Genomic DNA, 18,957 nt, shown 5'->3' with positions numbered 1-18,957 from the left:
GAGATTACCGTTTTGCAATCTTTCCGAGACCGGTACTCATCGCAGCGATGCGGCGGCCGCATCAATAATGAGTTGCATCATCCAGAAGTGCGCTTTGCTGTGCGCATTCCTGTGATGATAATAAATTCGCCATTCGAACTCCGGAGATTCAAACGGCAATGGCTTGCAGACAATGCCTTGTGACGTAAACCGATTTCCGAAGCGTTCTGAGACCACTCCTAGAAAGTCTGTCTGTCTTAGCATCTCGGGTACCAATAGCCACTGGGGAACATTGACAGCAATCTTCCTGCTAAGGCCTCGCATAGCCAGCTTGCTATCGACAAATCGCAAATCTGTTGGGCTCATTGCAACGCGCAGGTGGCGCGCATCAAGAAAGCGCCTTAGCGTCAGGCGTCCTTTGCTCAATGGATGTCCTTCCCTCATCGCGCAAACCATTTTGTCGGGTAACAGGGACTCCGAGCGAATTGATCGTCCATGAGCAAGCTCAAAGCTCACTGCGAAATCAAGCTGCCCTTCCTCCAGCGCACGAATGGAGCGCTCGGGGGCTATATGCAGCACATCGAGCGAAATTCCAGGAGCGAGCGATGCAAGCCGATGCATGCAGCCAGGAAGCAATAGCGTTCCCACCAGATCCGACATACGGATGGTGAATGCACGTTCCGACGTTGCCGGCTCGAAGAGCGCAGCACTATGCATCAATCGCTCAGCTTGCAGCAAGATCTGGTGAACGGATTCACCGAGTTCCAGCGCCCTTGGAGTGGGTTCCATGCCCTGAGCCGTACGTACGAACAACTCGTCTTTGAAGAGCGCTCGCAGCCGGGTCAAGGCATTACTCATCGCCGGTTGGCTCATCGCGGCACGGGCGGCCGCGCGTGTGACATGACGCTCCAACATCAGCGCGTCGAATATGACGAGAAGATTCAGGTCCACAGAACGGAGATTGATTCGCAAGAGATACCGCCATTCATGAGATCAATAAAATGATCCTTCCATATTCATTCCACCAGCCGCTTTCGTCAATGCCGACACCGGCCGCTACTTTCGAGCGGATATCCAATATTGAGCCGTGAGGCCAGCCGGTGTCTGTATTATTGATTTAGTCAATAATTCTATTCCAATCATCCATTGGACCGATTGATCTCCCGATCTTAAATTTGATTTCAAGCGAACAACGCTTGTTTTCTCTATGAATCGGAGTACTTCAATGGCATCTGTGGACGTTCTGAAGAACAAAATCAAAGTCGTCATGTTCGACCAATACGGTACGGTGGTCGACATGCAAAAGGGCTTGACCGAGGCATTCACGCCTTTCCTTACGGCCAAAGGCTGGCAGGGGAAACCTGGTTCCCTCGTGACGTGGTACCGCCGCACGCACTTCGAGAACTCGATGATCGACGGTTTGCTGCATAAGGAGCACACCCCGTACCGCGAAATCGGCGAACGTGCCTTGGACTACACCCTCGAACGGGCCGGCATCGAACACACTGACGCCGAAGTTAAGGATCTGATTAGCAACATTGAGCGTCTCAAGTGCTTTCCGGACGTGCCGGCTGCGCTGGCCAAGCTGCAGACCAAATATAAGATCGTCGTCTTGTCCAATGGCGATGTGGACATGCTCGAAGCCGCCAGGGAACATCACGGCATACCCTTCGACAAGGTGATTTCCGTGGCCGAGGCCGGCTCGTTCAAGCCTCATGTCGCCACCTATACCAAGGCCGCCGAGATCATGGGCGTGCAAATGGATGAAGTGCTGTTCGTGGCGAACCACGCGTTCGACTGCCTAGGCGCCAAGGCGGCGGGTATGCACAGCGCCTTTATCGATCGCCGTAAGCGTCCGTTCGGCCGTAGCCCCCATCAACCAGACATATGGGTTGACGACATGAAGTCGCTCGCCGACGTCATGGTGTGACATGGGAGCGCTTACCGGTATTCGTGTCCTTGACCTGAGCCGGGTGGTGTCCGGTCCCTTCTGCAGCATGCTGCTAGGGGATCTGGGCGCCGAGATCATCAAGATCGAAGAGCCCGAGCATGGAGATGATAGTCGAGCATTCGGACCTCCGTTCGTCGGGGGCGAAAGCGCATACTTTCTTTCCATCAACCGCAACAAGCGCAGTTGCGCTATCAACCTGCGGGATCCGGCTGGCGTTTGGCTAACCAGGCAACTTGCTGAGCAATGCGACGTACTGCTCGACAATTTCCGCCCCGGGACAATGAAGCGCCTGGGTCTGGATCACCGCGAGTTGCGGGCGATCAACCCCAAGCTGGTCAGTTGTTCCATCACGGGATTTGGAAGTACCGGCCCGGACGCCCAGCGCCCGGGCTACGACCTGATCATTCAGGGCGAATCAGGGGTCATGGACATAACAGGAGATCCGGACGGGCCGCCGACTAAAGTCGGGACGTCGATCGGCGACCTGCTCACTGGCCAGTTCGCCACGCAAGGGATCATGGCCGCATTGCTGGAGCGAGTGCGCACCGGCGTAGGCCGTCATGTGGACGTATCCATGCTAGACAGCATGGCGTCGCTCCTGACGTTCAATGCCGGCATTTACTTCACCACGGGCCAGAGCCCGAAACGCCGCGGCAATACGCATGCCACCATCGCACCCTACGAGACGTTCCAGGCATCAGACGGCTGGGTCAATATCGGCGTGGCCAATGACAAGTTCTGGCAATTGTTCTGCAAGGTGATTGAGCGGCCTGATCTCTCTGCCGAATCACGGTTCGCCAGGGCGGCGGATCGCGTCAAACTGCGAGGTGAGCTGGTTCCCATTGTGGCCCAAATCATCTCAACCAAGCCCCGTCGCCATTGGATTGAAGCGTTGTCCCGGGCTGGTGTGCCCTATGGCGACATTCGGTCGGTGCAGGAGGTATGCGAAGCCGAGCAGCTCGTTACGCGGAACATGATTATCGAGATGCAGCATCCTACTGCGGGGATGGTCAAGAACATCGATAGTCCCCTCCGCTTCGATGACAAGAACGACGACGTCCATTCGGCTCCTCCCCTGTTGGGGCAACACACAGCGGAAATCCTGATCGATTTACTCGGGCTGAATCAAGCCCAATTGGATGATCTAGCCAACAGACGAGTTATTCGCTGTGAGGAGGTAAAGCATGAATAAAGTCGCAGCGAGGCAAGCGTTTGAACAAGCGCTGAACAATCATCGGCCCGATTTTGAAGCGTTTTTCCTGGCGCGATTGCTGAACCTTCGCTTCGAGTATCCGGATCAGCACTGCGTGATCACGTTCGAGCTCGAGGATTTCATGTTCAACCCTCAAGGCTCATTGCATGGAGGAATCATCGCGACCGTCATGGATATATCAATGGGCCACCTGCTAAATCGATTGCAAGGCCCCGGCACCACTCTAGAGATGAAGACGCAGTATGTGAAGGCGGTGCGGACCGGAGCAATACGTTGTTGCGGCGAGTTGATCAAATTGGGGCAGGGAATTTCTTTCTTGCGCTCGACGATGACTGACGCTGAGGCAGAGGTAGTGGCGTTCGCGACCGCTACTTGGAAGCGTCTGAAATAGAAGCTCAGCGCGTCCTAAAAAACTGATGAATTTGCTGCCAGAGCGACGATCACGGCATGGTCCATCGCTGACGGCGGCTTCCTCATCTATTGATATCAGTGAAGGAGACAAAAATGAAATGGATAGTAAATGCTGCTGTTGCGGGTGCATTGTTAGCTGCGTTGCCAGGCATGGCAATCAGTGCAGATTGGCCCGACAGACCAATTAGGGCCGTAGTGCCTTATTCGCCCGGAGGAGGCGTCGACGTATTCACGCGTCCCCTCGCAGCCGCGCTGTCGAAAGAATTGGGTCAGTCCGTGGTCGTCGAGAATCGCCCTGGCGCAGGCGGCATCATCGGCGTTCGGTATGCCGCCTCAGCCGAAGCAGACGGTTATACATTTCTGTCCGGCGGCGTACATCAGCCGATGGCTGAAGGGTTGTACCCAGATCGCAACTACGATCTCGGCAAAGACTTCACGCCAATAGCGCTTACCGCGCAGGTCCCAACCGTTTTGGTGGTCAACATGCAGGCACCCTTCAATTCGGTCGAAACGCTAATTTCCTACGCGAAGAAAAATCCCGAAAAAATGAACTATTGCTCATCGGGCGCGGGTACGGCACAACACATCGTGGCAGAGTCGTTCAAGCGGTTGACGGGGCTCAATATGACGCATATCCCCTATCGCGGTACTGCGCCGGCCATGACTGATCTTATCGCCGGTCAGTGCCTGCTCATGTTTGATGGGCTCGGTACGTCTGCCCCTCAAATACAAGGGGGGAAAATTCGTCCCCTGGCGGTCCTGACCGCTCGCCGCAGCTCGCTGTTTCCCGATATTCCGACGATCAACGAGGCCGGCGGTCCGGATATGGACGCTACGATCTGGTACGGTTGGTGGGCTCGGGCAGGAACACCGTCCGCAATTGTGGAGCGCATGGCCAAGGCCATTGGCGTGGCGCTGAATGATCCGGCCGTAGCCGAAGCATGGAAGCAGCAAGGGGCGGAAGTCCCCGATATGTCATTCGAGGACACCGGGCCATATGTGCGCTCCGAGATTTCCCGATGGATGGAGGCTGTCAAGGAGCTGGGGATTTCGTTGAATTGAGAGATCTCCCCGGAGAGATGGCGCAGGGGCCTCGCGAGTGGATGGCCTATTCGGATCCTTTTCCGTTGTCGGGCGTAGAGTCCGAATAGGAGGTGGCGTCAGTACGTCGCGCCGCGTTGCGGGACGATGAGCGATCTATTTCGCCATCAGGCCCAGATGCTCAATCAGGGTCTTGTCTTTTGCGTAGGTGGCGATGGCCCATTCGCGGTAGTCGTCGCTATTGCGATAGACGGGCTCTTGGTTGAGCTGCTTCATGATCTCCATGCTTTGTGCGGAAAACAGGGCGGTTTTAAAGGCATCGTGCAGTTTCTTGACCACGGCGGGATCCATGCCTTTGGGGCCAGCCAGGCCATAAGGCGACGTCGATGTGACGCCATAGCCCAGTTCCGCTGCTGTCGGGACATCGGGCCAACGCGTGGTGCGTTTTTCGCCAAAGGTCACCAGCAAACGCATTTTGCCGCTATCGACAAATTGATCCCATCCGCTGGCATCGCTTTGCGCCATGACGTGTCCGCCCAGCAGCGCCTGTTGCATGTCGGCGTTGCCCTTGAAGGGTACGTGCGTCAATTTCACTTTGGCATTGATGGCGAGTTCTTCCATCAGGAGGTGGGGGGACGACCCTACGCCTGTGGATCCATAATCGATTTCGCCCGGTTTGGCGCGAGCCGCGGCAATGTAGTCGTTAAAGGTCTTGAATGGCGAATCTGCACGGACTGTGAAGCCAAAGGTATAGCCGGACAGGCCCACGATGAAGGTGAAGTCTTTGATCGGGTCCCAGTCGGTTTTGTGCATGTAGGGCATGCGCAGCATGCCTAATGGATAGAGGCTGATCGTATAGCCGTCGGGCTTGGCCGATCTGGCCATGTTGCCGGGCGCCATGGTGCCGCCCGCGCCCGGACGGTTTTCGACGACGACGTTCTGACCCAGCGATTTGCTCGCCTCCGCCGCGACAGCGCGCAGATGGCGATCTGTGGAGCCCCCAGCGGGAAAGGGCACAATCAATGTGATGGGCTTGGTGGGAAAATCGGTCTGCGCCATGGCGGGCCATGCGATGGCCAGGTTCAATAGGGCAGCCAGTGTCAGCCGAAAGCAGGCACGGCGGGTAGTCGATGGCATGATGGGTTGTCTCCGTTAGCGGTACTGATGGAATGCCGCGTTGGACCGGGTCTGATCTTTGTCATGATCCCGAGTTCGCGGTTTGCTTTGTCATTCAGCCGGGGTTTCTCCCGGCAGGGTCAACACGCCTTTGGCTTGCAAGGCGCGTAATTCGGATTCGGATAGCTGCAGCAGCCGCTGTAATACGTCTTTGGTGCCTTCGCCCAAGGTCGGCGGCGCATGACGGATGGGCAGGCGCTGGCCGTCGAGCCGATAGGGTGGGGCATAGACGTGGGTGGATCCCGCGACGGGGTGCGGCAGGTTTTGCAGCAGGCCGCCCTGGCGTGTACGTTCGCTGGTGAGTGCTTCGTGCAAGCCCAGCACCTTGCCGCAGGGAATACCGCATTCGTTCAGGCGTTGCAGCAAGAGATCGCGGGGAAATTCGCGGAGCAAAGCCGTCACCATGGGCAGCAGGGTCAAGCGATTCTTGGCGCGTTCGATATTCGTGGCATAGCGTGGATCCTCGACGATGTCGGGGCGTATGACGACTTGGCGGCAGAATTTGTCGAACTGCGTATTGGTGCCGACGGCGATGATAAAAGGACCATCGGCGGCCTCGAACATGCCGTAAGGCACGATGGACGGATGCGCGTTGCCGTAGCGTTGCGGATCCCGTCCTAGCAGCAAGGCGTCGAGCCCGTAGTAGCTCGTCACCATGATGCCGCAGTCGTAAAGCGCCATTTCGATCAGGCGCCCTTTACCGCTGCGTTCACGCCGGAACAGCGCTGCCAATACGGCTTGTGCGGCATACATGCCGGTCATCATGTCGACCGTCGCGACGCCGAATTTCAAAGGCGGCTGGCTGGCTTCGCCATTGAGGGCCATCAATCCGCTTTCGCCTTGGATGACGAGGTCGTAACCCGGTCGAGTGGCTTCTGGGCCGGCGCTGTTATAGCCGCTGATCGCGCAATAGATGAGGTCCGGTTTGTGGGCTTTGAGTTGCTCGTAGCCCAGGCCTAATTTGTCGGCGCCGCCGCATTTGAAGTTGTGCAGGACCACGTCGAACTGGGGCAGGAGATCGTAGATGAGGGCCAGGCCTTCGGGACTTTGCAGGTCCAGCGTGATGGATCGCTTGTTGCGATTCATGCTGTTGTAGTAGGTCGTCTCGGTTTTGCCGATGCGCATACCCCAATCGCGCGTGTCGTCGCCGCGGACGGGATGCTCGACCTTGATCACCTCGGCACCAAAGTCGGCCAGGGCCTGGCCGCACAGCGGGCCGGCAAAGACGCGCGAGAGGTCCAGCACGCGTATGCCTTCCAGCGGCAGGTCTTGATCGTAGGTGTGGGCGGTATGTGTGTCTGGCATGGCATCAACTCGGTTGGCGGGCCGCTGCGATGCATTGGCCCAGGTGATGGTTTGTGTCAGCACAGTCTGTGCATGGCATGTCGTCAACCGGACTGGTTAGCCAAGGCGATATAGCGATTCAGGTGATGATCTTCGTCACCCAACTGATGATCGATCATGATCAGCCGTTTGGCGTAGTGCGCGAGGGGCAGTTCCCATGTCATGCCGATGCCTCCATGCAACTGGATGCATTCTTCGGCGACCAGCGTGCCAACGCGGCCGATGGTGTATTTCGCAGCGGACAGGGCGCGTTCGCGTGTGATCCGGTCGGCGTGATCGAGTTGCGCGGCCGCGTTGATGACTGCGGAGCGGACCTGCTCGATTTCCAGCAGGACGTCGGCCATACGGTGTTGCAGCGCCTGGAACCGACCGATAGGGACGCCGAATTGTTTGCGCGTTTGCAGATAGTCCAAGGTTGCGTCCCGGGCTGCGTCCATGGCGCCGAGGGCCTCTGCGCACAACGCGAGGACGCCTTTGCCGACGCTGCGTTCCAGGGTGGCGTATCCCTGATCGATCGTGCCCAAGACTGCATCGTCCCGTAGTGCGAGGTCGCGTAACGTGATATCGGCCGCACGTCCGCCATCGATCAATGGGTAGCCGTTGATATGCAGGCCGGGCGTGGTTGCCGGTATCAGAAACAGGGTGATGCCTTGTTCGCTTTCTGCGTCGCCGGACGTGCGTGCCGATACGACGAATACATCGGCATGTTCGGCTTGGGCGACGACGGCTTTGTGGCCGTTCAGCGTCCAACCGTTCTCGTTACGTACCGCATAGGTGTCAACGTGGGCCAGCTCGTAATAGGCTTGCGGTTCCGTGTGCGCCAGTGCGATTCGCGTTGCGCCGGTTTGCACGCTTTCCAGGATGTCTTTTTGGGCCGAGGTTCCTACGGCAGCGATAGCGTCGCCGGCCATCAGAGTATCGAGAAATGGCTCGACAACGAGGCCTCGCCCCAATGCTTCAAACACCACAGCGATGTCAAAACCATGGCCGCCAAATCCACCATTGGCCTCGTCGAACAAGGCGCCGATCGCACCTAGTTCAGCATAGCGTTGCCAGAACTCCATGCTGTAGCCTTCGGCGGAATTCGCAATACGGTCGCGCACGGCAAAACCGTATTGCTCGGCCACAAAGCGCGTGAGCATATCCGACAGCATGCGCCGGTCTTCGGTATGGTTGAAATTCATGGCGGCTCCTTACAGGCCCAGAATCATCTTCGAGATGATGTTCTTCTGGATTTCGTTTGAGCCGCCAAAGATCGACAGCTTGCGGTTGTTGAAGTACTGCGCAGCGGCGCTGTCCGCGCCTGCCGGGCCGATGCTCAGATGCTGGTTGCCATCCTCGAGCGCCTCAGCCACATAGGGGCGTGCATAGGGGCCCATGGCGCGGCGGTTCAGCGATGAAATTTCCTGGCGGATCTGCGTGCCGCGGATCTTCAGCATCGAGCTTTCTGCGCCGGGTGCGCCGCCGTTGGCTGCGGCAGCCAGGACGCGCAGATTCGTGATGCGCATGTTGTCCAGGTCGATTTCGATACGCGTCAGACGGGTTGCGAAGGCGGGATCTTGCAGCAGGGGACGGCCGTTTTTCTGTTGTCGAGCGGCGACTTCCTTCAGCTGTAGCAAGGCCGCTGTCGAGAAACCGATCCCTGCAATATTGGTGCGCTCGTAGGTCAGCAGGTACTTGGCGCAGGACCAGCCACGATTTTCTTCGCCCACCAGATTTTCGACGGGGACGCGGACATCGGAAAAGAAGACTTCGTTAACCTCGTGACCGCCATCCAGGGTGACGATGGGGCGGACTTCGATGCCAGGGGTGTTCATGTCGATCAGCAGAAAGCTGATGCCTTCTTGAGGCTTGCCGTCGGTGCGCGTGCGCACCAGGCAGAAAATCATGTTGGCGTACTGGCCCAAGGTGGTCCAGGTTTTTTGGCCGTTGACGATGTAGTGATCGCCATCGCGTACGGCGCTGGTCTTCAGCGACGCGAGATCCGAGCCCGCACCGGGCTCGGAATAGCCCTGGCACCACCAGTCCTCACCATTCAGGATGCGCGGCAGCCAATAACGCTTCTGTGCTTCGTTGCCGTATTTGATCAGCACTGGCCCCAGCATGCTCAGGCCGAACGGCACGATCCGCGGGGCGTGGGCGAGTGCGCATTCGTTTTCGAAAATGAATTTCTGCACAGCCGTCCAGCCCGTGCCGCCGTATTCCTGCGGCCAGTGGCTGGCGAGCCAACCTCTGGCGTTCAAGATCGCATGCCAGGCCTCCATATCGGCTTTGTGCAGATGGCGGTGTTCACGCACCTTGCGAGCCAGGGACTCGGGCAGTTCGGCGGCCAGGAATGCACGCACCTCGGTGCGAAAGGCCTCTTCTTCGGGAGTGAAAGTCAGATCCATCAGGGATTCTCGCGATCAGTAAATTGCAAACAAGCCGGCGCGGCTACACGCGTACAAACCTCCTGACGGGAAGAGGGATATAGGCCGCGGCAGCGTTCTATTCTTCATCAGTAAGCAAGGCTTGACAATTACATCTACAGTTGACATTGCGTTCAAAAAAATTTGACAATTAGTCCTTATGGACACGAAATCACTGACGCTGCTGGTGGAAATACTCGACGCGGGTAACCTGAGCGAGGCCGCGCGTCGCCTGAAAATGACGCGAGCCAATGTGAGCTATCACCTGAGTCAATTGGAGCGGGCAGTAGGGATGCAACTGGTGCGGCGTACGACGCGCCGCGTCGAGCCCACCGAGATCGGGCTCAAGCTCTATCAGCATGGTTGCAGCATCCGCGATGAGCTCGCCGCTGCTCAGGAGTCCGTAGAATCATTGGGTAGAACGCCGCAGGGGCGCGTCCGCTTGAGTGTGCCCAGCGGCTATGGCCAGTTCGTCATGACGCCGTGGTTGCTCGAGTTCAAACGCAGCTACCCCGATATTGTGTTGGACGTTCTGTTCGAGAACAGTGTCGAGGACCTGCTGCGTGACGAGGTGGATATCGCAGTGCGTATCATGTCAGAGCCTCCCAGTCACCTGGTGGCGCGCGAGCTGGGACAAGTGCGTTACGTGGTCTGCGCGTCGCCGGCTTATCGGGCACGTCATGCTCTGCCGCGTAACCTCGATGATCTGTCGGGGGCGCCAGTAATCAGCGCGGCGGTGATCGGCCGGCCATTGAGGCTGTCGGCTTATCAGGGCAATCAACGCCAGCAGGTCACTCTGGACCCGACGATTGTGTCACGCAACTACGCGTTTTTGCGGGATGCCGCGCTGGCTGGCTTGGGCGTAGCGATTGTCCCGGACTATGTCGTGTATGAAGATATTGTCCAGGAGCGCCTGCTGACGGCGCTGGATGACTGGCGCTTGAGCATTTTTGGACGGGGAATGTATTTGCTGGCAATGCCGAGCCGGCATCAACCTCGCGCATTGACGCTATTGATCGAGTTCATTATGGACAAGGCCCATGCCGCGCATGTCGGGCGGCCGGGATTGTTGCTGCCGCGGGCGAGCAGATGAGGTATGGGCCGAGCCAGACCTGCGATAATGTCCTTCAGCGGCGCGCTAGTGGACGCGGACGCTCGAAGTGAGCCTATGGGCGTTGATGTCGATGACTGATGCATCGATAGCAGGTCATCGGATTATCGATGCGCACAGAGCACATGCCGCAGACTGTTTAAAGTGAATCAAGATGAATGCTGCTACTGATACCGACCGTCGTCTGGCGGATCTGGAAATCAAACTGGGCTTGGCCGAGGATATGCTCGATCAGTTGAACCAGTCGCTGTTTCGCCAGCAACAACTGATCGAGCGGATGGCGCGTGAGCTGGCGGATTTACGCCAACAAGCGCCAGATAATGCGGGCGGGTCTTTTCGGAGTCTGCTTGACGAGATTCCGCCGCACTATTGAGCGCGAGGGCTCACCGAGGCGCCGTACCGCCTGCGGGCGCGTTTTTCTGAGCCATGTCGATCACGCGCTGGCGTAGTTGCGGATCTTGTTCGACGGCTTGACCGATGCCGTTGAATTCATCCACCGTCAGACCATCGGCTTGCACCATCTTTACCATTTTGTCATCGGCTTCGCGATAGACCTGTTGGCGAGCGGGTTCGTCCTTTGCGGCTTGCAGCTTCGGGCGATACTCGTCGGCAACCATGGCGACCTTTTGCGAGGCGCTGGCGAATTTCTGCAGCTGTGCTTCAGTCGGCTTGATGGCAGGCTGCATTTGAGCAGGGGGTTGCGCAGCCGGTGCCTGTGCCGTTTGGGCCAGAACCGCTGCGGGCGACAGGCTCGCGGCGAGTACGGCTGCGGCAAAGAATGCGTATGTAGAACGCGGCATGGAGACCTCCTTCATAGTTTGAACGTCGTACCCCTCCATGATGACAAGCCCACCGAGTATGGTTCAAGCTTTCGGATGTTTGCGCATGTGACTGTCCGCAGGGACCTCGCGTTACGGGGCGTTTCAAGGCGGTTCAGGACTTGAGCGCACGCGCTCGGGACAGTAGAAACTCACGTTCACGCGCGTTGCGAGTGAGGGCGGCGGCGCGGTGGAATTCCGCGTCAGCTTCGTCGCGGCGGCCCAGCTTCTCCAGGAAATCGGCGCGTACGCTGGGCAGCAGGTGATAGTCGGCCAGAGACGATTCAGTCAGCAAGGCATCGGTCAGCGCGAGCCCGGCCTGCGGGCCGTACGCCATACCTACCGCGACCGCCCGGTTGAGTTCGACGATAGGCGAGGGGGCGGTTTGCACCAATGCGTCATACAGCGCAACGATCTGCGGCCAGTCGGTGTCCTCGGCACGAGCGGCGCGTGCGTGGCAGGCAGCGAGCGCTGCTTGCAGGGCGTACGGGCCCAATGTGTCCTGCTGGCTCTGTGCGCGATGCAATGCGGCCAGGCCGCGTCGAATTTGCAGCGCATCCCAGCGGCTGCGGTCTTGGTCCATGAGCAAGATCGGGTGGCCTTGTTCATCGGTCCGAGCCGCCAGTCGCGAAGCCTGCAGTTCCATCAACGCTACCAGACCGTGAACCTCGCTTTCTTGTGGAGCAAGTGAGACAAAATGCGGCCCAATCGCAGGGCTTCATCGCAAAGGGTGGGACGCGTCCAGTCCTCGCCTGCCGTGGCGGCGTAGCCTTCGTTGAAAATCAGGTAAATCACTTCCAGCACTGAAATCAGGCGCGCCGCCAAGTCCTTTCCACGAGGAACTTCGAATGGGACTTGTGCCTCGCGCAGGGTCCGCTTGGCGCGGACAATGCGCTGGGCGATGGTGGCTTCGGAAACGAGGAAGGCGCGGGCAATTTCATCGGTACGCAAACCACCCAGCAGACGTAGCGTCATCGCGACACGTGCCTCGGCTGACAACACAGGATGGCAGGCCGTAAAGATCAGTCGCAGCAAGTCGTCGCCGATCTCGTCTTGGCGGGCCTGGTCCAGTGCGTCGACGAAATCGGGTTCGACATGGGTTTGCAACGCGTCCATTTCATAACCCAATTGCTCGTGCTTGCGTTCATGCAATGCGTGCTGCCGCAATCGGTCGAGGGCGCGGTTCTTGGCCGTGGTCATCAGCCAGGCTCCTGGTTTGTCAGGAATGCCGTCGCGGGGCCAGTGCTCCAAGGCCGTGACCAGCGCATCTTGAGCGAGTTCTTCGGCCAGGCCCACGTCGCGCACGACGCGCGCGACGCTGGCGATGACTTTGGCGGACTCGCTGCGCCAGACGGTCTCGATGGCCCGGTGGACGGCGTCGCGTGAACTCATTGCTGCGGCATTTCCGCGTTGGGATCCATATACATCAGTTCCCAGATATGGCCGTCCAGATCTTCGAACGCATGCCCGTACATGAAGCCATAGTCTTGGGGTTCGCGAGGTACCGAGCCGCCCGCGGCGACGGCGCGAGCGACCAGATCGTCAACCTCGGCGCGGCTCTCGCACGACAGGCAGATCAGAACCTCTGTGCTTTGCTTCGGGTCGCACAGGGGTTTATTGACAAACGTCTTGAAGTAGTCGCGCGTGAGCAGCATGGCGTATAGGTTTTCACCCAAAACCAGGCAGGCTGCGTTCTGATCGGTGAACTGGGGATTGAAGTCCAACCCGAGTTTGCGGAAAAAGGCCATGGCTGCGGGCAGATCAACAACGGCGAGATTGACGAAAATTTGCTTGTGCATGGTGGACTCTCAAAGTGGGAGGTCGAGTTGGGAGGTACGTGGCAGCCAGGTTGATTGCGGCTGTTATGGCTACGACGAATCAGATTTCCTGCAATCGACAAGAAAATTGAATTTAAGGGAAAACCCTAATCAATCTGTATGCAATCGGCATCGCAACGCCAAGTGGCAACTCAAACTTCCCGCAGGCCCGTTGCCGCAAGCTAAGCAAAGCAGGGGCCTAGTTCGCGTATTTCTACCGTGCACCACTGGGCGGCGGGGCATTCGGCAGCGATAGCGATCGCCTGCTCGCGCGTGTCGCAGTTCAGCAGAAAGAAGCCGCCGATCATTTCCTTCGCCTCGGCATACGGGCCGTCCAGCAGGCGTTGCCGGCCATCTCGCACTTGCAGTCTCACGCCTTCTCTTTCTGACTTGAGGGATTGTGCGTCTTGCAGCAAGCCGCGTGATTTCAGATCCGCTGCGAATTGCATCATGCTGTCGTAGGCGGCATGACCTTCCTCAGGCGAGCGTTGCGCCCGTTGGCCGATCGGCTCGACGATGAGCATCATAAAAGACATGACAGTCTCCTGAATAGGCGAAGAATCGCAGTCTAGCCGGGCAGTGGGGCGAATGGAAGTGTCATCTGTGCCGTGCTGGAAAGCGCTGCCCGCGGAACGCTGAATGCGCGTTGTTTGCGCTTTGTCAGTGCCCGTCCTGTCGTGGCAGTAGAGCATCGCACGGCCATAGCAGTAGACTGTGTCATTCTGTATTTGCCCCCTGGGTGGGGCGTGCTGTTTATTCCAAAGGATCGACGTCGTGATCGCGTTGCGGGAAGCTTATCGGGCGGGGCTGTTTCAGCGGCGGCAGTGGTTGCCGAATATCGTGTCTGGAGTGATTGTCGGGGTAGTGGCGTTGCCATTGGCGATGGCATTTGCAATCGCGTCCGGCGTGAAGCCCGAACAGGGTTTGTACACCGCGATCATTGCCGGGTTATGCGTATCGATATTTGGGGGGAGCAGGCTGCAGATTGCGGGTCCCACCGGCGCGTTCATCGTGATCCTGGCTGCCATCGTGGCCGAGCACGGGGTGGCAGGGTTGCAGATTGCCACCCTGATGGCGGGCATCATTCTGCTGTTGCTGGGCGTGGCTCGTATGGGAGCCGTGATCAAATTCATTCCGGCGCCTGTGATTGTGGGCTTTACGGCCGGTATCGGCGTCATCATCTGGGTCGGGCAGTGGAAGGAGTTTTTCGGTCTGCCCAGTATCACGGGTACGCATTTCCACGAGAAATTCTGGCAGCTATTGCAGGCTTTGCCCCAGTTGCATGTGGCGACGACGGCGCTAGCCTTGATCAGTCTGGCGATCTTGATTGTGTCGCCTCGGGTGCCATATCTGAGGCGCGTGCCAGGCCCCTTGATTGCGTTAGTGGCTGCCACGGTGCTGCAGGCCTTGTTTGGTTTCGACGGCGTTGCAACGATAGGGTCAGCCTTTGGCGGCGTACCTCAGGGGTTGCCCTCGTGGCATTGGCCGGAGCTCACCTTGTCGCGTGTGGTCGAGTTGATCGGTCCGGCGTTTGCCATTGCCATGCTGGGGGCGATCGAGTCGCTGCTGTCGGCGGTGGTGGCCGACGGGATGGCGGGCACGCGCCACAATTCCAACCAGGAACTGATCGGTCAAGGTATTGCGAACATTGCCGCACCGCTATTTGGCGGAATTGCGGCGACAGGCGCGATCGCGCGCACGGCGACCAACATCCGTAATGGTGGCACCAGTCCCTTGGCGGGCATCGTGCACGCCGTGACCTTGGTCGCCATCGTCGTGCTGCTGGCGCCGTTGGCAGAGTATGTGCCGTTGGCAGCCTTGGCGGCGATCTTGTTTATCGTCGCCTGGAATATGAGCGATTTGCGGCATTTCGGCAAAATGCTGCGTCGCGCGCCTCGGGCAGATGTGGTGATCTTGCTGGTGACCTTTGTCTTGACGGTGTTCGCCGATTTGGTCGTAGCCGTCAACATTGGCGTGATCCTGGCGACATTGCATTTTCTGCGTCGCATGGCGTCCAGTGTGGGGGTTCAGCAAATGGGCCGCGATGAATTGAGCCGGGAGCTGGCAGTCAATGCAGGCATCGATGTCCCGGATGGGGTGCTGGTCTATACCATCGAAGGGCCATTGTTTTTCGCAGCGGTAGAGAATTTCGAACGAGCTCTCGACAACACGAATACGGATCCCCGCGTCCTCGTACTTTGCCTGCGCCGCGTGCCGTTTGTCGATGTGACAGGATTGCAGGTGCTGGAGGACGTGATTGTCCGGTTACGTTCGCGGGGGGTGCGTGTGTTGCTGGCTGAGGCAAATACCCGCGTGCAAGGCAAACTGCGTAAAGCCATGATTGCCGATTTGGTAGGGCCGCAGGGGATGTTCGATACGCTGCCACAGGCCTTGTCGGCTGGGGGCGCACCGCAGATGCGGGACGCTGTCGCGAGAGCGTAATAAAGCTGGGCAGAAGCGTCAGGCGCTGGACGGCGCGTCCAGCGCCTGACGAAGGCCGCAAGGGGCAATCCGGCAGGTGCAGTAGAGGCCGGGCTGCATGCGCGCTTACGGAATCTAGTTTTTACCGAAGAGTCCGCCGCCCATTTTCAGCAGGTCACCCAAGCCGACTTGGCCATCGCCGTCTTGGTCCAGTAGCGAGCCCAGCAGGCCACCACCCACACCGCCTTGTTGTTGGGCGGCGTCGCGTTCCTGGCCGAGTTGGGCGCCGAGTCCGCCGGCGTCCAGGTTGTTGCCCTGCATGCGATTGGCCAGAAAGGCCATGACGATCGGGGCCAGGATCTGGAGCAGGTTCGACGCATTGCCGCCGCCCAGGCCGGTGGCTTGGCCGAGGTTTTCTTCGGCGCGTTGCTGGTTGCCGCCAAAGATGTTACCTAGAATGCTGGCGCCGTCGGACTGGCCTGTGCCGGCAGCACCGCCGCCTAGCAACGAACCCAACAGTCCACCCAGATCGGCGCCACCGCCGGCATGGTCACGCTGCAGTGCGCCAAACAGGGCTTCGGCGCCTCCGGGTTGCGAGGCGTTCTGGCCCAGCGTGCCCAGCAGCATAGGCAGCGCGGCGCTGACCGCGTCTTGCGTTTGAGCCGTATCGGTCCCCAGTTGTTGAGAGATTTGTTGCATCGGCCCGCCTTGTAACTGCGCGAGCAATTCGTCGGAAAGCGTAGTGGGGGAGTTCATGGTGTGTTCTTCCTGGTTAAAGGTGGACTAAGCGTACCACCGGATAGCGTCGCAGGTGTGTTCTTGACAGTTGTTGATGATTGGTCCGGGCGCAGGGGAGCACCATCCTTTGTCGGACGCATCTCGCCAGGCGGCAGCCGTATCGCGAGGCCAATGTTCTAATAGCGGTCGCGCAGACGAAATACACGCCAAAATCGCTACGATGACGATCCAGATTAACGAAGAGTTACGAACTTATATCGACCCGCTGAGCGCGGATGAATACGAGGCGCTCGAGCGCAGCCTCCTGGCCGAAGGGTGCCGCGATGCGCTCGTGTTGTGGGGCGATGTCCTGGTCGACGGACATAACCGCTATGCGCTGTGCACCAAACACGGCATCGAGTTCAAGACCACGCAAAATACCCGCTTTAAATCGATGGACGATGTGCGGTTATGGATGATTGAAAATCACCTGGGCCGACGCAGTGTCTCGGATTTCCAGCGAGGGGTGTTGGCGTTGCGCAAGAAAGAGATCTTGCAACAGCGGCAGCAGGAGCTGGAGGCACAGCAGCAGGCGGACGCTGGCTCAACCGACGAGGCGGCAACTTCCGCACCATCACCGGCCGAGCCGGTGGTGATTCCCAATCGCCAGGCACTGGCACGCGCGGCACGAGTCAGCAGCAATACGCTGGGCCAGATCGAAAAAATTCAAAAAGAAGCCGCGCCAGAACTGGTGCGTGCGGTCAAGTCCGGCGAGATTTCCATCAATGCCGCTGCAGCCGTTGCCGAAATGCCGGTCGACAAGCAGATCGCCGCCGCAGCCGAAGGGCGCAAGGCATTGAAAGAGCTCGCGCGCCAAGCTCGCGAGGCGAAAGCCAAGGCAAAAGCACCGTCAAGCGACACAGATGTCGGGGAAGGCGAGTCGGAAACAGAGCCCCCCGTTGAGGCCATCGAGGACTATCCCGCCGAGGTGGCACGCCTGCGTCGATTGGTGGCGGCATTGACTGAGGAGCGTGACAGTCTGAAAAAGAAAGTCATGCACTTGACCGTGGCATTGTCTGAGGCGCGTCAGGACAAATAAGAGGAACGGCGCGGCGCCTCGAACGAAGGCAAAACGAAAGACGTCAGGTCGCGGCCGATCCATGGGGCGCAACCTGGCTTGGCAGACGAGCCTGCAGCTATCCCGACGAGCGCGTTAGCTGTTTCAGCCTGCCCGGCGAAACGTCAGATTGATACGCATGGCGCCCAACAAGGGGTGCGTGGCGTCTTTCAACTCGGACACGCCGTGATATCGCAGTCGATCCTGGCCTCCCCATACAGCAACATCTCCGTGCTGCAGCGGCACGCGTTGCGCGCGGTCACCGCGTTGGTCCCCGCCGAACAGGAAGGTCGCGGGGATTCCCAGCGACACCGATACGATGGGTGCGCTGAAATCCCGTTCGTTCTTGTCTTGATGCAAGCTCATGCGGGCCCCCGGCAAATAGCGATTGATCAGGCACGCATCGGGCAGAAAATCCGGAAAACCGGCAGTTTCTGCCGCCTGCTGCGCCAGCCGCACAAACGACGCGGGTAAGGCGGGCCAGGGCAGGCCGGTTTGCGGATCCAGTTGGGTATAACGATAGCCACTCAGATCTGTTGTCCACCCGAGCGAGCCGCAGTTCGTCAGCGCGACAGACATCCGAAATCCCCCGGGGGTCACCATATGGCGTAAAGGCGCCGCCGCGAATATGGCCTTCAGCTCGGCCAATATGGCATCAACATAAGGCAGCGCCAAGCCTCGCAATACAACGGCTTGCGCACCCAGTTGCACGTTGGCTGGGGCGAAGTCTTCGGGGGCGAACAGGTCCAGGTTCATGGCACGGCTGCGTCGGCGTGGGATTCGTGTTTTGTCGTGCTGGCCGGCGGCTGGCCATGGCAGTCACGCGGCCATGGGCGGCGGGGCCGGAGTGTGCGTCAGAGTCGGGTATGACTCCAATGTAGGCATCCTTGCGATGCTCAACACTCCGGCTTTTGCGCTTGAACTCGTTTGGTGCTCAGCCGCAGCGCAATGCGCTGATCGAGCCGTCGCTTTCGACGATTACGTTCAAGCGCGTGGGGTTGTATTCCATAGTCATGACCTCGCCGGGCTTCAGCACACGCAGTTGCGTCGCATTGGCGCCCGAACTCAGCGTGCGGTTGAGCGACTCCGAGTATTTCTTGCCCACCTGATCTTGTACCGATTGCGCATCGCAGGTGGTGGCCGTGCCGGACGACGCGCCACTGCCGCCATACGTACTGGTATCCGATGAAGTGTGCTGCGTTCCAGAGGAGGCGCAGGCGGTGAGGCCGGCGACGAGGATAACGGGAAACAGCTTGCGCATCATGAGAGAAACTCCTTCTTGCAAATTAGTCGTCAATGATAGACCAGCTTGATCATCGATTTGTTTGCATATGATTCCACGCCGGGCCGGCAGTTCTGTTATTCGCCGGGTGTGTCAGGATCAGAAGGCTGTCATTGCACCTGAAATTTCCATTGTATGGAATTTCAGGTGG

Annotated in this window: 19 protein-coding genes and 1 pseudogene; 8 read left to right on the top strand and 12 right to left on the bottom strand. The window is 58.9% G+C overall.

What is annotated here, in order from left to right; all coding sequences use genetic code 11:
* Positions 1 to 36: 36 nt before the first annotated feature.
* A complete protein-coding gene (locus CAL20_RS16900) occupies positions 37 to 930 on the bottom strand; it encodes a LysR family transcriptional regulator (RefSeq protein ID WP_254923972.1) in 894 nt (297 codons plus the stop codon).
* Positions 931 to 1,204: 274 nt separating this feature from the next.
* On the opposite strand from CAL20_RS16900, the gene CAL20_RS16895 reads away from it, so the two are divergent.
* From CAL20_RS16895 to CAL20_RS16880, 4 genes are all read left to right on the top strand, one after another.
* Entirely contained in the window at positions 1,205 to 1,909 is a 705-nt protein-coding gene (locus tag CAL20_RS16895; protein WP_094820695.1) for a haloacid dehalogenase type II, read from the top strand.
* Position 1,910: 1 nt separating this feature from the next.
* The gene (locus CAL20_RS16890) at positions 1,911 to 3,122 is read left to right on the top strand and encodes a CaiB/BaiF CoA transferase family protein (protein WP_094820696.1); all 1,212 of its coding nucleotides are present in this window, start codon (positions 1,911 to 1,913) and stop codon (positions 3,120 to 3,122) included.
* Entirely contained in the window at positions 3,115 to 3,534 is a 420-nt protein-coding gene (locus CAL20_RS16885) for a PaaI family thioesterase (protein ID WP_094820697.1), read from the top strand. The genes CAL20_RS16890 and CAL20_RS16885 overlap by 8 nt, the downstream gene beginning before the upstream one ends.
* A 113-nt stretch (positions 3,535 to 3,647) precedes the next feature.
* Complete coding sequence (locus CAL20_RS16880; RefSeq protein WP_256981584.1) at positions 3,648 to 4,616, top strand: Bug family tripartite tricarboxylate transporter substrate binding protein; 969 nt, start codon at positions 3,648 to 3,650, stop codon at positions 4,614 to 4,616.
* A gap of 135 nt (positions 4,617 to 4,751) precedes the next feature.
* Here CAL20_RS16880 and CAL20_RS16875 read toward each other — a convergent pair whose 3' ends face one another.
* The 4 genes from CAL20_RS16875 to CAL20_RS16860 all read right to left on the bottom strand — a co-directional run bounded on the left by CAL20_RS16875 (position 4,752) and on the right by CAL20_RS16860 (position 9,505).
* On the bottom strand, positions 4,752 to 5,732 hold the full coding sequence (locus CAL20_RS16875; RefSeq protein ID WP_094820698.1) for a tripartite tricarboxylate transporter substrate binding protein: 981 nt from the start codon (positions 5,730 to 5,732) through the stop codon (positions 4,752 to 4,754).
* Positions 5,733 to 5,822: 90 nt separating this feature from the next.
* Positions 5,823 to 7,076: a CaiB/BaiF CoA transferase family protein gene (locus tag CAL20_RS16870; protein ID WP_094838487.1), complete on the bottom strand. Its 1,254-nt coding sequence runs from the start codon at positions 7,074 to 7,076 to the stop codon at positions 5,823 to 5,825.
* An 83-nt stretch (positions 7,077 to 7,159) separates the two neighbouring features.
* A complete protein-coding gene (locus CAL20_RS16865) occupies positions 7,160 to 8,299 on the bottom strand; it encodes an acyl-CoA dehydrogenase family protein (RefSeq protein ID WP_094820699.1) in 1,140 nt (379 codons plus the stop codon).
* 9 nt (positions 8,300 to 8,308) lie between these two features.
* Positions 8,309 to 9,505, bottom strand: a complete 1,197-nt coding sequence (locus tag CAL20_RS16860; RefSeq protein ID WP_094820700.1) for an acyl-CoA dehydrogenase family protein — start codon at positions 9,503 to 9,505, stop codon at positions 8,309 to 8,311.
* A gap of 178 nt (positions 9,506 to 9,683) precedes the next feature.
* On the opposite strand from CAL20_RS16860, the gene CAL20_RS16855 reads away from it, so the two are divergent.
* The gene (locus tag CAL20_RS16855) at positions 9,684 to 10,616 is read left to right on the top strand and encodes a LysR family transcriptional regulator (RefSeq protein WP_094820701.1); all 933 of its coding nucleotides are present in this window, start codon (positions 9,684 to 9,686) and stop codon (positions 10,614 to 10,616) included.
* A gap of 172 nt (positions 10,617 to 10,788) precedes the next feature.
* A complete protein-coding gene (locus tag CAL20_RS16850; protein WP_094820702.1) occupies positions 10,789 to 11,007 on the top strand; it encodes a SlyX family protein in 219 nt (72 codons plus the stop codon).
* 10 nt (positions 11,008 to 11,017) lie between these two features.
* Here CAL20_RS16850 and CAL20_RS16845 read toward each other — a convergent pair whose 3' ends face one another.
* From CAL20_RS16845 to CAL20_RS16830, 4 genes and pseudogenes are all read right to left on the bottom strand, one after another.
* Entirely contained in the window at positions 11,018 to 11,434 is a 417-nt protein-coding gene (locus tag CAL20_RS16845; RefSeq protein WP_094820703.1) for a DUF4168 domain-containing protein, read from the bottom strand.
* A gap of 133 nt (positions 11,435 to 11,567) precedes the next feature.
* Positions 11,568 to 12,844: pseudogene (locus tag CAL20_RS16840) on the bottom strand (RNA polymerase sigma factor).
* Positions 12,841 to 13,251, bottom strand: coding sequence for a VOC family protein (locus tag CAL20_RS16835; RefSeq protein WP_094820705.1), 411 nt, complete (start codon positions 13,249 to 13,251; stop codon positions 12,841 to 12,843). Before CAL20_RS16835 ends, CAL20_RS16840 begins: the two are co-directional and overlap by 4 nt.
* A 200-nt stretch (positions 13,252 to 13,451) precedes the next feature.
* Positions 13,452 to 13,805 carry a YciI family protein gene (locus tag CAL20_RS16830; RefSeq protein ID WP_094820706.1) on the bottom strand — a complete coding sequence of 118 codons (354 nt, stop codon included), beginning with the start codon at positions 13,803 to 13,805 and terminating at the stop codon, positions 13,452 to 13,454.
* Between the two features lie 238 nt (positions 13,806 to 14,043).
* Between CAL20_RS16830 and CAL20_RS16825 the strand changes: the two genes are divergently transcribed.
* Positions 14,044 to 15,711 carry a SulP family inorganic anion transporter gene (locus tag CAL20_RS16825; protein WP_176456471.1) on the top strand — a complete coding sequence of 556 codons (1,668 nt, stop codon included), beginning with the start codon at positions 14,044 to 14,046 and terminating at the stop codon, positions 15,709 to 15,711.
* A 114-nt stretch (positions 15,712 to 15,825) separates the two neighbouring features.
* Here the strand turns inward: CAL20_RS16825 and CAL20_RS16820 are convergent, their stop codons facing one another.
* Positions 15,826 to 16,446, bottom strand: a complete 621-nt coding sequence (locus tag CAL20_RS16820) for a DUF937 domain-containing protein (protein ID WP_094820707.1) — start codon at positions 16,444 to 16,446, stop codon at positions 15,826 to 15,828.
* A gap of 202 nt (positions 16,447 to 16,648) precedes the next feature.
* On the opposite strand from CAL20_RS16820, the gene CAL20_RS16815 reads away from it, so the two are divergent.
* Positions 16,649 to 17,506, top strand: coding sequence for a hypothetical protein (locus CAL20_RS16815; RefSeq protein WP_094820781.1), 858 nt, complete (start codon positions 16,649 to 16,651; stop codon positions 17,504 to 17,506).
* A gap of 123 nt (positions 17,507 to 17,629) precedes the next feature.
* Here CAL20_RS16815 and alkB read toward each other — a convergent pair whose 3' ends face one another.
* Both alkB and CAL20_RS16805 read right to left on the bottom strand, forming a co-directional pair.
* On the bottom strand, positions 17,630 to 18,280 hold the full coding sequence (alkB, locus tag CAL20_RS16810) for a DNA oxidative demethylase AlkB (protein WP_094838455.1): 651 nt from the start codon (positions 18,278 to 18,280) through the stop codon (positions 17,630 to 17,632).
* 178 nt (positions 18,281 to 18,458) lie between these two features.
* Positions 18,459 to 18,788 carry an I78 family peptidase inhibitor gene (locus CAL20_RS16805; protein WP_094820709.1) on the bottom strand — a complete coding sequence of 110 codons (330 nt, stop codon included), beginning with the start codon at positions 18,786 to 18,788 and terminating at the stop codon, positions 18,459 to 18,461.
* Between the last annotated feature and the right edge of the window lie 169 nt (positions 18,789 to 18,957).

Source organism: Bordetella genomosp. 4 (assembly GCF_002261185.1).
Taxonomy (GTDB): domain Bacteria; phylum Pseudomonadota; class Gammaproteobacteria; order Burkholderiales; family Burkholderiaceae_B; genus Bordetella_A.
The sequence above is the reverse complement of the archived record's forward strand: the minus strand, read 5'-3'. Positions and strand labels throughout refer to the sequence as shown.